The 13089-nt window shown below is 56.5% G+C and carries 11 protein-coding genes; 3 read left to right on the plus strand and 8 right to left on the minus strand.

The annotated features are described in order from the left end of the window. Positions 1-12 precede the first annotated feature (12 nt). From CU100_RS18385 to CU100_RS18410, 6 genes are all read right to left on the minus strand, one after another. Positions 13-1458 (minus strand): aspartate aminotransferase family protein, encoded by a 1446-nt coding sequence (locus CU100_RS18385; protein WP_106718625.1) that lies wholly within the window; start codon positions 1456-1458, stop codon positions 13-15. 12 nt (positions 1459-1470) lie between these two features. Beyond that, on the minus strand, positions 1471-2481 hold the full coding sequence (locus CU100_RS18390; protein WP_106718075.1) for an NAD-dependent epimerase/dehydratase family protein: 1011 nt from the start codon (positions 2479-2481) through the stop codon (positions 1471-1473). A gap of 13 nt (positions 2482-2494) precedes the next feature. Beyond that, positions 2495-2917, minus strand: a complete 423-nt coding sequence (locus tag CU100_RS18395) for an EamA family transporter (protein ID WP_106718076.1) — start codon at positions 2915-2917, stop codon at positions 2495-2497. An 81-nt stretch (positions 2918-2998) separates the two neighbouring features. After that, positions 2999-4324 (minus strand): FAD-binding oxidoreductase, encoded by a 1326-nt coding sequence (locus CU100_RS18400; RefSeq protein ID WP_106718077.1) that lies wholly within the window; start codon positions 4322-4324, stop codon positions 2999-3001. Beyond that, positions 4321-5757: a UbiA family prenyltransferase gene (locus CU100_RS18405; RefSeq protein ID WP_407070352.1), complete on the minus strand. Its 1437-nt coding sequence runs from the start codon at positions 5755-5757 to the stop codon at positions 4321-4323. Before CU100_RS18405 ends, CU100_RS18400 begins: the two co-directional genes overlap by 4 nt. A gap of 211 nt (positions 5758-5968) precedes the next feature. Further along, positions 5969-6232: a hypothetical protein gene (locus tag CU100_RS18410; RefSeq protein ID WP_106718079.1), complete on the minus strand. Its 264-nt coding sequence runs from the start codon at positions 6230-6232 to the stop codon at positions 5969-5971. 436 nt (positions 6233-6668) lie between these two features. Between CU100_RS18410 and CU100_RS18415 the strand changes: the two genes are divergently transcribed. The 3 genes from CU100_RS18415 to CU100_RS18425 are packed head-to-tail and all read left to right on the plus strand — an operon-like array spanning position 6669 to position 10508. Beyond that, the gene (locus CU100_RS18415) at positions 6669-6944 is read left to right on the plus strand and encodes a sarcosine oxidase subunit delta (protein WP_106718080.1); all 276 of its coding nucleotides are present in this window, start codon (positions 6669-6671) and stop codon (positions 6942-6944) included. After that, positions 6941-9928 (plus strand): sarcosine oxidase subunit alpha family protein, encoded by a 2988-nt coding sequence (locus CU100_RS18420; protein WP_106718081.1) that lies wholly within the window; start codon positions 6941-6943, stop codon positions 9926-9928. The genes CU100_RS18415 and CU100_RS18420 overlap by 4 nt, the downstream gene beginning before the upstream one ends. Next, entirely contained in the window at positions 9921-10508 is a 588-nt protein-coding gene (locus CU100_RS18425) for a sarcosine oxidase subunit gamma (protein ID WP_106718082.1), read from the plus strand. Before CU100_RS18420 ends, CU100_RS18425 begins: the two co-directional genes overlap by 8 nt. Here the strand turns inward: CU100_RS18425 and guaD are convergent, their stop codons facing one another. Continuing rightward, a complete protein-coding gene (guaD, locus tag CU100_RS18430) occupies positions 10509-11819 on the minus strand; it encodes a guanine deaminase (protein ID WP_106718083.1) in 1311 nt (436 codons plus the stop codon). Continuing rightward, positions 11816-13048 carry a urate hydroxylase PuuD gene (locus CU100_RS18435; RefSeq protein ID WP_106718084.1) on the minus strand — a complete coding sequence of 411 codons (1233 nt, stop codon included), beginning with the start codon at positions 13046-13048 and terminating at the stop codon, positions 11816-11818. Before CU100_RS18435 ends, guaD begins: the two co-directional genes overlap by 4 nt. Positions 13049-13089: the final 41 nt, after the last annotated feature.

Below are 13089 nucleotides of genomic sequence, written 5' to 3' on the forward strand. Positions count from 1 at the left end.
CGGCACCCGTTTTCACTTGACCTGCGCTTTGACGAAATCCTTGACGATCCGAACGATACCCCGCGACAGCACTTCATCGAGCGCCTTGATGAATTCGTCTACATGTTCCCGCCCGCAAATCAGCGGCGGCTCCAGTCGGATGACGTTTCGATTATACTCCGTAAATGCAACCAGCACTCCATGATCGCGCAAAAGGTGACTGCCGATAAAGCCCGGGAGTGATCCCTTCAGCTTGTCATCGAGAACTGCGAGAACCGGGCGCAACACCATTGGCACCGTCTTGGAAAAATCGTGGAATTCAAGGCCGATCATAAGGCCCTTCCCGCGCACATCCTTGATCATCGTCGGATATTTGACTTTCAGTTCATCGAGCTTTTGCAACAAATATTCGCCCGTCGCGGCAGCATTGTCGATCAAATGCTCGTCATAAAGAATGTTGATCGCTTCGATGGAGGTGACGCATGCCTCCCCGATCCCGCCGAATGTGGCCATGGCATGGATCATCGCCGTCTTGGGCGTGCCGTAAGCCTTCATGTAAACCTCGCGACGCGCGATCATCGCCCCCACGGCCGCCTTGCCGCCTCCAAGCGATTTTGCCAGGGCCGTCACATCTGGTATGACGCCCGCATGTTCGAAGGCATAGAATTTCCCCGAGCGCCCGAAGCCACACTGCACCTCATCGGCCACCCAGAGCACCCCGTATTGGTCGCATAGCACTCTAAGCCTTTGCCAATATTCGCTCGGCGCCTGGATGATGCCACCACCACCCTGAATGGTCTCCAAGACGATGACGCCGATTTCAGGATCGGACCGGAAGGCGCTCTCAACGGCGTCGATATCGCCAAAAGGAACGCGAACAGTATTGTCGACGAGTTTGAACTCGCCACGGTAGAGTTGCCCGTCAGTGATCGACAGCACGCCCTTGGTCTTGCCGTGAAAGGAATTTTCGGCGTAAGCGATCTTCGGCTTCTTGGGGCCAGCAGCCCGTTCGGCGACCTTGATTGCCGCCTCCATCGCCTCGGAGCCGGAGGAGCCGAGAAAGACCATGTCGAGATCGCCGGGTGAGCAGGCGGCGAGATTGTGGGCTAGAGCAGTCGCGTATTGGGACATGAAAGCGATAGCTATCTCTTGGCGCCCCTCGTCTTGGAACTTTTTACGCGCCTCGACGATCCGTGGATGGTTGTGACCAAAAGCCAGTGAACCGAAGCCGCCGAAGAAGTCGAGAATGGGCCGTCCGTTCTGATCATAATAGTGCATTCCTTCAGCACGCTCGATTTTCACCTTGTGGAATCCCAGCAGTTTCATGAAATGCAGCTGACCGGGATTGAGGTGTTTGGTGAAAAGCTCGGTCATGCGCGGCAGTGTCATTGACTTCGCATCTTCGACCGTAAGCAAATTCGGCTTGCCAGTAAGTCCCTGCGCCGTTCTCTGGAGTGATGCCGTAGCAATCTTGTTCATCGCCATTCCCCGTTATTCCGCCGCTATCGACGATGGTTGCTCTACGGCCTGGCCGTCCTTGATGTTGCGATATTCCTTATATGCCGCAATCAACATATCCTCGTCGCGATACTGCGGCACCCAGCCCAACTGGCGCTCGGCTTTGGACACATCGAGTACGCACATTTCATCCGCAATCAGATATTGCTCCGGATCCATGATCGGTCGGTTCATCCAATCGAAGAAATCCAATGTCCTTTTTACCGCCCAGGCCGGCGTGGGCAGCAGGAACGATTTCGACCCTGCGAATTTCACGAGGTCACCGAGCAGCTTGCGGACTGGGGGCGGATTGAGGGAGCCAAGATTATATGCCTCATTCGGGACGCCAGCCTTCCATGCTGCACGTGCCGCCTCGGCGCAATCGAAGACGGAAATGAACTGGTAAGGGTTCTTTCCGGACCCGATCATCGGGACAGGCAGGTTGTAATCGATCAGCTTGAACAGCTTTTCAAGAATGCCAAGGCGGCCCGGCCCGATGATCAGGCGCGGCCGAAACAGCGAAATGTTCATTCCGCGCATGCGCCATTCTGCTGCCAGTTCCTCGGTCTTGAGTTTTGACATTCCATATTCGCCGAGCGGCGCGGCAGGATGGTCCTCAGTCTGCGGCCAGACATAGGTATGGCCATAGATCATATCGGTCGTGTAGTGGACCAGCTTCCTGGCACCCGCCTTGTCCATCGCCTTGATTATATTCTCGGTGCCGTAATAATTTACCGGGAAGAAGAAGTCGTGGCGCTTGGATCGGATCTGCAAGGGCGAAAGCATCTTGGCTGACAGGTTGTAAACCATGTCATCAGCCTTGACACCAACCGCTGCAACCGAGCTGGGATCGGTGACATCGCACCTGGCGAACTCCACGTCGCCGTAGTGGGCGAAATTGCTCTTCAAGATGTCAGCAACGATGACTTGCTCACCGCCCGCAACCAGCTTCGGCGCAAGGTGCCGCCCTACGAAGCCGTCCCCACCAAAAATAATGTGTCTCATCTGTTCAACTCACTCACGACGATGTTGTGGAGGCGGGCGGCGTTTGCTCGCCCGGTGTTTCATGACGCCCGCTCTGCGCAATCAGAATGGTGCCGATCATGATGAAGGCAATGCCCGCGATCTTGAATGTTCCGAGTTCCTCCTTGAACACTGCCCAGGCGAACAGTGCTACCGCCACGTAGGCGAGGCTGAGGAATGGATAGGCGAAGGATAGATCGACCTTTGATAGCACATAGAGGTGCGAGGCCATGGATATGACAAACATCGTCAGTCCAGCGAAGACCCAAGGATTGAAAATGATCTGGAATATCCGCTGGATCATCGTATCCGCACTGAAGCTGATCGGCCCCAGCGTTATCATGCCGTATTTCAGCATCACTTGGGCCGCTGCGTTGGTCATGACCGTGAACAGGATAAACGGAATGTATTTTGTCATGTCAGAACGGTCCCCACTTCATCGACTGCATAGCAAAGCTGCGTTGAGAAGACCCCAAGCGCATCGTTAAAATTCGACACATCAGGCAGTCTCGCCAGCCAATGCCGTTCGTGCCCAGAAATTCGAACTGAATGCCGGGTCGCGTTCGTACTCCAGCTCTTTCCATCTGGAAAATCCGGACTTGAAGATTGCAGGGCTCATCCGCTGGTCCTTGTATGGATTGACCCGCCCACCGGCATCGATCGTCATCCGGTCCAGGCGTTCCAGGAGCGCGAGAGTACGAGTTCCCCTATTGGGGAAATCCACCGTCAGCGTGTAGCCTGCCTGCGGAAAAGACAGGATGCCAGGTGAAGCCATGCTGCCGAAGCGTTTCAGCACTGTTAGAAACGAATGCTGCCCCGCCTGACGCGTTGCATGCAGCATCTGCGGCACCACACTTGGTGCGAGTTCTTCCGGAATAAGGCTCTGATGCTGATATAGGCCCGCCCTTCCATAGAGACGATTCCAGTTCGACACCTGATCGAGGGGGTAGAAGAAGGTTTGGTAGCTGCTGAGATGCGGGGCCTGTCTACGGCTCTTCAGAAGAAAGTAAGCAGCGTTGAACAGCTTGAGGCTCGGATAGTTCAGCGCTGATACGGGAAGCTCGAATGGTACGCCCAGTCGCGATTTCTTCGTCGCCGCTGTGAAATTGCCGTTATCCGCATGATTTCCCGTGATCAGAATGCCACGCCCTGCATTTCTGCCTGAACTCAGCTGATCGACCCAGCCGACAGCGTATTCATTGTCCTCATCGGCGCGTTGCGCCATCTGAAAATACTCGGCAAGACCGGAAAACGGCGTAACGCGCTCTTCCACGTCAAGCGAGTTCACCTTCATCAATCGGATACGGGCGAAAAGAATGATCCCGGTTAGCCCAAGCCCGCCAACTGTCGCAGCAAACAGCTTCGAATTCATCGATGCAGAACAGGTTACAACCTCTCCATCCGATTTCAGCAGGTCGAATTGCTCGACATGGCAGCCAAACGTCCCGCGCCGATGGTGATTCTTGCCATGCACATCATTGGCGATGGCTCCGCCAAGGGTGACGAAACGCGTGCCGGGTGTGACCGCGGGAAAAAATCCATGCGGTGCGGCGATTGCTATCAGATCTGACAACAGAAGCCCGGCCTCCGCGGCGAGTACCCCGGTTTGCGGATCGAACGAGATAAGCTTGTCGTGCCCTCGCATGTCCACCAGGGTGCCGCGGTCATTGTGACAGGTATCGCCATAGGATTTGCCGTTGCCGAACGGCAGAAAGCCACCCTGCCTGGGATGCCCGTCTTTGAAGATCTCTCGCGCCGCCCCGAGCGATATCGCGGCGCGCTGCCGCCTGTCGACAAGCCCAAAACTGTCATAGCCAGGACTCATGAACGCATCCCGCCATAGAGAAGCAATACCGCGCCAATAGCGATCACGATCTGGCTGCGCCAATCGGAGATGATGAACACGACGGGATCGTCATGCATTTCGCCGCGGTGGGCCAGGATCCATATGCGGATATTCAGATAGAGAACAATCGGGCACAGGGGCCAGATCATCCACGGATATGAATAAAGACTGACGACCGCGTCGCTGTTTACATACAGCGCCAGGACCAGCGCCGCAGCGAAAGCGGACGACACACCGCACTGCGCAACTACTTCGCGATCCGCCTGCCTGTATCCCCTGCCGGCAATGCGATTCTTTTCAACGAGTGCCGTGTTCTGCAATTCGACGTACCGTTTGACGAGAGCCAGGGAGAGGAAGAAGAACGACGAGAAGGCGAGAAGCCAGAAGGAACCCTCGATCTCGTTGGCCGCCGAGCCGGCGAGAATCCGGAGCGTATAAAGACCTGCCAGCGTCAGGACATCGATGAGCAGCATGCGCTTGAGCGAAAGCGAATAGGCTGTCGTCGAGATTAGATACACAAGGAGTACCGCACCGAATATCCAATTAAGCTGTGCAGCCAGCAGACCAGCGAGTGCCAGCAGGAGAACAGCCATCTTCAAACCGAAGGAAATCGGCAATGCGCCGCTGGCAAAGGCGCGGTTCCTCTTTCGGGCATGCTGCCGATCCAGCGGCAGGTCGAACAGATCATTGACGATATAAATCGCCGAAGCCGCGAACGAAAAAGCAAAGAAGGCGATGACTGCCTCGATCACGATTTGCCATCGCATGATATCATGGTCGAGTATGGCGGGAACGAAGATCAGCGTATTCTTCATCCACTGATGCACGCGCAACATCTTGACGAAGGTCTTCAAGTCCGTCTTCGGAGCCTCGAACAACCGCGCCGAGTTGACGCGCTGCCACTTTGCCGCCGCCCTGTCGGGGGCAACCACAACAACTTCGCTGGCCGCGTCAAAAACTGGAACATCTGCCTTGCTGTTGCCCGCATAGGCGAACTTGGTGCCCGCGAAGGTTTCGAGCAGAAATTTTGTCTTCTGGGATGTGAGGTTACGGCTCTCGTCGGTCGCATAGACCGCGTCGAAAAATCCGAGATAGTCGGCAATACTCTGGGCAAACCTGTGTGCAGCCCCAGTGGCGAGCACCAAACGGCGCCCTTTCGCATGCTCTTCCCGCAAATAGGCGACGAACTCTGCGCGGTAGGGAAGTGTTGCCGGATCTACCGCGACACGAAGCGATATCTGGTGCTTGAGGCAACCCCTACCTTTCAAGGCCCAAACAGGCAGAAGAAAGATGTACAATAGATTCTTCTTGAGCAGCTGGAACGTACTTTCCCAGAGAAGATCAGTAGCTATCAGGGTACCATCGAGATCTACTACCAGATCGACAGCTTTATCGTCAGAACGAGCATCCACCACAACACATCCCTGAAGTCTCATACCGGCTGAACGGCCAAGAAATATTGTCTACCAGTGGACGGCATATCGGGTAAATAGAAATGAAGCGTGAAGCACGCTCTCTACCGCATGGCGATAATGTGAAAAATATTATCGACAGTGAACAAAATATTAAAAAACCGGCCAAACAGATACTAGCCGGTTTAATAACTACGTTTGTTTATCAAGGTTATTTGATTGAAACCTTGCCACCCTTGATTTCTACGGTTTCGCCGCCAGTCAGGGCTTCGCGATCGCCATTGGGAAATGTGACGAAGCAACCTCCATTGCAGAATTCGACAGTCTCACCGGGGCCAACCTGCAACTCTGTCTTGCTCGAGCCCTCTGTAACTACAATGGTCTGGGCGCTGGATTCATCATTCTTGACACTGGCAGCAAATGACGGTTGAGCAGAAATTATGGTCAATAGAGCGGCCCAAGCGAACTTGTTCATGTCTTCACGGTGTCACCACCGCCTCTGTTACAAAAAGCCCTTATTGGCTCTCTGTGAATAGTTATAGCGGCATCAAGTTGAACGGCAACTGAACGGCGACCGATTTTCCGTTCACGCAAACACGAGGACGCGAAGATCTTTCCTCGGCGGCTCGAGTGACGGGCTCGCAACCCGGCTACGGCTTTAGCAGGCTAGGTCAAAAACGAGTCGGCAGAGCGATACTGCCTGACGTTATCGTCAGGGCTCGGACAATAATTCGACAGTAGCTTACTATAAGTAAGAAGATAATCAGGCTCATAAAGTATTTTTTCATGTGCGCATCAGACGTTTATGCCACCGCCAACCTTGACCAGTCGCAGCACTATCTGTTGATTGGTCGCAAACACGCACTTTCATCCCGATACGGCCAGGGTTTCGCGATCGAGACAATGAGACCATGATAATCAGATGCCCTTATTGCGGTCCCCGCGATGTCATCGAATTCACTTATCAGGGCGACGCCACCCGCAGGCGTCCTGATCCCGCGTCGAGCGATCAGGATGCCTGGAATTCATACATCTATGATCGCACCAACCCGGGCGGTTCCCATCGCGAGTTCTGGTTGCATGGTGGCGGCTGCCGTCAGCATCTCGTCATCACACGGGATATGACGACACACGCCATTTCATCGGTCGCCTTCGCACGCAGTATCGTGGCAGGCGAAAGCTCATGACGAGTTCGCGGCTGTCAAAGGGCGGACGCATCGACCGTTCCAGGTCGATAAGGTTCCTGTTCGATGGCAAGGCTTATAGCGGCCACCCTGGCGACACGCTCGCCTCCGCGCTTCTGGCCAATGGCATCACGCTTTTCGGGCGTTCGTTCAAATATCACCGGCCCCGGGGTGTCTTTGCCGCAGGCAGCGACGAGCCGAACGCCCTTGTCACAGTTCTATCCGGCGACGTGCGCGAGCCGAACGTCCGGGCGACGGAACTTGAAATTTTCGACGGTTTGGTGACCCGTAGCCAGAATAGGTTTCCTTCGCTCGAACACGACTTCCTGGCGGTCAACCAGTTGGCTGGCCCACTATTCTCGGCGGGATTTTACTACAAGACCTTCATGGGACCGGCAATCGGTCCTCTGCGAGGCACACGCTTCTGGATGTTCTGCGAAAAATTTATTCGCCGGGCAGCCGGGCTCGGCAAAGCGGGCACCTCGCCCGACCCCGAACGCTACGAGCGAATGAACGCGTTTTGCGATATCCTTGTCGTCGGTAGCGGCCCCGGCGGCCTGATTGCCGCCGAAGCGGCGGCAGCAACCGGAGCTCGCGTCATCATTGCCGAAGAGCGCCCGCTGGCCGGGGGCTCGCTTCTCGCTTCTGGTGAGATGATCGATGGCCGCAACCCGGCGGTGTGGGCCCGCGAGAAAGCCGAGGCTCTGGCCAGTCTGCCCAATGTGCGGTTTCTGACCCGTACGTCCGTATGGGGATATTATGACGGCAATGTCCTGACGGCAGTCGAACATGTTTCCGATTACAAGCCGAACCGGACAAAGGGCCTCGCACGCCAGCGTCACTGGGTCATTCGAACCGGCAGGGTGATTCTGGCGACGGGCGCATTCGAGCGCCCCATGGTTTTCCCTGGCAATGATCGCCCTGGCGTCATGCTCGCCGATGCCATGCGGCGCTACGCAATCGAATATGGTGTCGCGACAGGGAGTGCTGTCACCCTCTTCACCAATAATGACAGCGCTTATGACGCCGCGCGAGCTCTCTCCATTGGCGGGGTCAATGTGGTCGCCATTGTCGATGTTCGCCCCGATATATCCGGCACGTGCAGGGATATCGCAAGCGTTGCAGGTGCCGAGCTTTTGCTCGGACACGCTGTTACAGCCACCCATGCCGGCAAGACATTGAGTTCCATCACCGTCCAGCATTTCAACGCGGAGACCGGCCGGGTTTCAGGCGCACCCCGCGAGATCAGGACTGATTCGCTTGGCGTCTCCGGCGGCTGGTCACCCGCGATCCATCTTGCCAGCCAGGCGGGCGGCAAGCCGGAGTGGGACGAAGATCTCCAGGCATTCCTGCCGCCGGAGCCCAATCAGAATTGGGTCATGACGGGTTCGGCCGCAGGCTACATGGACACGATCAGCGTGATGTCGGACGCTGCAACCAAGGGCTCGGCCAAGAGCAGGCTTGTGCTTCCGGCGGTCGAGGCGCCGATGCTGGATTCATCTCCTGCCCCGGTATTTGAAATCGAGCCGGCAATCAAATCCCAGAAGGCTTTCGTTGATTTTCAGCACGACGTCACAGCTGACGACATCCGCCTCGCCTATAGGGAGGGCTTTCACTCGGTCGAGCATCTGAAGCGTTACACCACGCTCGGCATGGCAACCGATCAGGGGAAAACATCCAATGTGCCCGGCCTTGCGATCATGGCGGATGTACGCGGCATATCGATCCCGCAAGCCGGTACCACAAGGTTTCGTCCGCCTTTCACGCCGGTATCCCTCGGCGCACTCGCTGCCGAACGCCACGGCGACCTGCGTCCGCACCGGCTGACGCCCATGCATGATTGGCATCTGGCCAACGGCGCGAAAACCTATGAAGCTGGCCTGTGGCATCGCCCGATGATTTATTCCAGCCACGGCGAAACGATCGAACAGGCATATACGCGTGAGGCCAAGGCAGTTCGCGACAGTGTCGGCATCGTGGATGTGTCGACGCTTGGCAAGATCGATATACAGGGCCCCGATGCTGCCGAATTTCTCGACCGCGTTTACACCAACATGTTTTCGACCCTGCCCGTAGGCAAGGCCCGATATGGTCTCATGTTGAGAGAAGACGGTATCGCGTTCGACGATGGCACAACGTGGCGCCTGGGGGAAACGCAGTTCCTCATGACGACGACCACCGCCAATGCCGGCCCTGTCATGCAGCATCTGGAATATTATCTCGATTGCGTCTGGCCGGAGTTGCGCGTGCATCTGACCTCGGTCACGGATGTCTGGGCAGGTTCCGCGGTATCTGGTCCAAAGGCTCGAGCAGTGCTGGAAGGATGCGTGACCGGCACCAAGGTCGACAACGATACTCTTCCTTTCATGGGTATCGTCCGTGGCAAGATCGCGGATGTGCCGGTGATGATCTGCCGCTTGTCCTTTTCCGGCGAGCTTGCCTACGAGGTCTATTGCGGAGCCGGATACGGCGTTCATATCTGGGAGGCGCTGCTGGCTGCCGGCAAGCCATTCGCTATCCTCCCATATGGGCTTGAGGCGCTCGGGACGCTGCGTATCGAAAAGGGTCACGTCACCGGCGCGGAGATTGACGGCAGAACCACGGCTCACGATCTGCATCTCGATTGGATGCTGTCGAAAAAGAAGCCCTTTATCGGCTCGGCAATGGTCCACCGGGAAGGCCTGAAGAATGAGAACCGCCTGTCCCTTGTCGGATTGATCTCGCTCGACAACCAGTCGATCAACGGCGGTAGCCACATCGTGACGGATCCCCGGCCGCGCGAGCCCGCTGATAGCTTTGGTCATGTAACCGCAGCGTGTTACTCACCGGCACTTGGCAAATATATCGCGCTGGCGCTGGTAAAGCACGGGACATCGATGATCGGCAATCGCGCCTTCGCGACTGACCTGCTCCGCGACAAACATTGCGCCGTAGAAATCGTCAGCCATCATATGTTCGATGCAGAAGGGAGCCGGATGCATGGCTGAACCTCGATCTCCGCTCGGTAAGGCTTTCGTAGCGGGCGACCACGGGAACCATGCGGCCGGTATTGGCGTGACATTACGTGAGCGCAAAAATCTGTCGATCATCCAGATTACAGCGTGGGCAGATTCGATACCTGCCGTGCTGACCGCCATCGGCAGCGCCACTGGCCTTGTGCTGCAAAACAAGCCAGGTCTCGGACGGGTTGCTGGCGAAAAATCCGTCTTTGGTTTTGCGCCCGGCCGCTACTTCGTGGTGAGCGCAACGCCCGATCTCGAAACCCGGTTGCGCTCCGCCATATCTGCCGAACTCGGGACGATGGTCGACCTCACCCATGGTCGCACAGTCATCCGTATCGGCGGACCGCGCTCCGAATGGGTAATATCGAAGCTCTTTGCTATCGACTTCTCCGAGCACGCCTTTCCTGTTGCCTACGGGCGCGCCACCCTCCACCACGATATTCATACCAACATTCAGAGGATCGACGATGAAACGTTCGATCTTTATGTGTTTCGCACCTTCGCCCGTTCTTTCTGGCTGACATTGGGGCACGCGGCGGAAGAAGTCGGCTACCGCGTGGAATAGTCACTTTACCAGCGTGCTTTTCGCAGGGCGTCCCGCAACATAGACTTCTGCGATCGCCCGATCATCCCCCATGGTCTGCATCAGCATGAGTTCTTCCACCAGCGTCTCCACCGTTTCCATGCGAATGCGCATCGCAGGCGTTGCCCGCGCGTCGAGCACGATGCAATCGGCCTCGGCACCGGCAGCGAACGACCCCACGACGCCCTCCAGCGACAAGGCCCGGGCATTTCCCAGCGTCGCCTGGTAGAACGAGCGCAACGGATGGTAGCGCTGCCCCTGGATATTGAGGATTTTGTAGCCTTCATCCAGCGTTCGCAGCATGGAATATGAGGTACCGCCGCCAATATCCGTTGCGATCGCATTGCGAACATTCGATGCCCGGAGCCGTGCGAGATCGAACAGGCCACTGCCGATGAACAGGTTGGAAGTTGGGCAAAAAACAGCGATCGACCCGCTATTGGCGATGGTGCCGACTTCCGCATCGCTCAAATGGATACAGTGGCCCAGCAGCGTCTTGGGTCCCAGAAGTTCATAATGTTCGTAGACTTGCGTGTAATCGCGGCTCCAGGGAAACAGTTCCGCCACGAAAGCGATTTCGGCAGGGTTCTCGCATAGGTGCGTCTGCACATGCATGTCGGAGAATTCTCGCGCCAGTGCGCCGCTCATTTCCAGTTGTTCCGGTGTCGAAGTCGGCGCGAAGCGCGGCGTGATCGCGTAGAGCTGGCGCCCCTTGCCGTGCCATTCTCCGATCAGTGCTTTACTATCGTCATAGCCGGACTGTGGCGTATCGAGCAGACCAGGCGGGGCGTTGCGGTCCATCATGACCTTGCCGGCAACCATGCGCATGTTGCGCCGGTGCGCCTCTGAAAAGAACGCGTGCACCGATGGTCTGTGAACCGAGCAGTAGACGGACGCAGTCGTCGTCCCGTGCCTTATCAACTCGTCGAAGAATGCCGAAGCGATACGTTCCGGGTGACCTTGATTGGAAAATTTCTGCTCCTCGACAAAGGTGTACCTGTCCAGCCATTCCAGCAAGGCACCGGCATAGGAGCCGACCACCTGCATTTGCGGAAAATGGATGTGGCAGTCGATGAAACCGGGCATGATCAGATGCGGATGATGATCAGTGACCTCGGCGCTTGCGCCCTCGCCTGCCCGCAATCGTGCGTAATCATCCATCGCCACGATCTTGCCGTCACGGATGAGCAGCCCGCCATCCTCGATATAGGTGAATGTTTCAGCGCTGGCTTCGCCGTTCAGCGGCTCGTCGCGAAAGGTCAGGATTCGGCCACGTAACAATATCTCCGTCATGGTATGGCACTCCCCGCTGTCGCGCCGCGATACCACGCGACGATTTGCGCGCGTTCATCATCGGTAATATGCGTCAGGTTGCCCGGCGGCATGGCATGACTGGCCCCTGCCTGAAGGTAAATCTGGCTGGCGTTCACCGCGATCAATTCATCCGTATCGAGGCGGACGCCCTTTGGGGGCAGAACTATACCTTCCCAGGCTGGCTCCGCGGCGTGACACATCGAACACCGGCCGAGTATCGTATCGCGAACCTGCGGGAAATTTTCGGCGGTCAGAAAAGGTTCGGCTGCGCGGGAAATCTTCTCCTCGCCCGTCAGGACCTTGGGAACTGTCGAAAGCCAGATGATGATGATGAACAGAATGGTACTGGCGAGCCATGTCCAGTGCGGGTTGCCCCTCCCGGCATGCCTCGAGTTGAAATAATGCCGGATAAGCACTCCGATGATGAATATTATTGCGGCTATGAGCCAGTTGAACTCGGTCGAAGTAGCAAGCGGATAGTGGTTGGACAACATCAGGAAAATAACGGGAAGGGTCAGATAATTGTTGTGCGTTGAACGCTGCTTGGCCTGCTTGCCGAGTTTCGGATCGGGTGTTCTACCTGCGATCAGATCGGCCACGACTTTTTTCTGGTTGGGGATGATGAGTAGGAACACATTCCCGGTCATGATGGTTGCGGTAAATGCCCCGAGATGCAACAGCGCGGCACGCCCGGTGAACAAATGCGTATAACCCCACGCCATGAACACGATCACCCCATAGAGAATCAGCATCAGCAGGGTATCATTGGACTCCAGCGGAGACCTGCAGAGAAGATCGTAGATCAGCCAGCCGATCGAAATAGAGGCAAGCGAGATCGCGATGGCCAGGGGCGTCGACATATCGAGCACGTTGCGATCGATCAGGAACAGATCGGCACTGCCGTAATAAATCACGCAGAGCAGCGCGAAACCGGACAGCCAGGTGAAGTAGGACTCCCATTTGAACCAGATGAGATGTTCCGGCATATGGGCCGGCGCGATCATATATTTCTGTATGTGATAGAAACCGCCCCCATGAACCTGCCACTCCTCGCCATTGACGCCGAGCGGAAGAGCGGCATGTCTGCGCAGTCCCAGATCGAGCGCGATGAAATAGAAGGACGAGCCGATCCAGGCTATTGCCGTGATCACATGCAGCCAGCGCGCGGCAAAGCTTAGCCATTCCCAGAAAATCAGATAATCCATCAGTGCCCCATGCGAAATTCAGCTTACACACAATGCTGATGTTG

Origin of the sequence: Phyllobacterium endophyticum (assembly GCF_003010935.1) — a bacterium.
In the GTDB taxonomy this organism is placed as follows: Bacteria; Pseudomonadota; Alphaproteobacteria; order Rhizobiales; family Rhizobiaceae; genus Phyllobacterium; species Phyllobacterium endophyticum.

Coding starts and splice junctions, on each gene's coding strand:
- CU100_RS18385 (WP_106718625.1), bottom strand. CDS start 1,458: ATGAACAAGATTGCTACGGCATCACTCCAGAGAACGGCGCAGGGACTT.
- CU100_RS18390 (WP_106718075.1), bottom strand. CDS start 2,481: ATGAGACACATTATTTTTGGTGGGGACGGCTTCGTAGGGCGGCACCTT.
- CU100_RS18395 (WP_106718076.1), bottom strand. CDS start 2,917: ATGACAAAATACATTCCGTTTATCCTGTTCACGGTCATGACCAACGCA.
- CU100_RS18400 (WP_106718077.1), bottom strand. CDS start 4,324: ATGAGTCCTGGCTATGACAGTTTTGGGCTTGTCGACAGGCGGCAGCGC.
- CU100_RS18410 (WP_106718079.1), bottom strand. CDS start 6,232: ATGAACAAGTTCGCTTGGGCCGCTCTATTGACCATAATTTCTGCTCAA.
- CU100_RS18415 (WP_106718080.1), top strand. CDS start 6,669: ATGATAATCAGATGCCCTTATTGCGGTCCCCGCGATGTCATCGAATTC.
- CU100_RS18420 (WP_106718081.1), top strand. CDS start 6,941: ATGACGAGTTCGCGGCTGTCAAAGGGCGGACGCATCGACCGTTCCAGG.
- CU100_RS18425 (WP_106718082.1), top strand. CDS start 9,921: ATGGCTGAACCTCGATCTCCGCTCGGTAAGGCTTTCGTAGCGGGCGAC.
- guaD (WP_106718083.1), bottom strand. CDS start 11,819: ATGACGGAGATATTGTTACGTGGCCGAATCCTGACCTTTCGCGACGAG.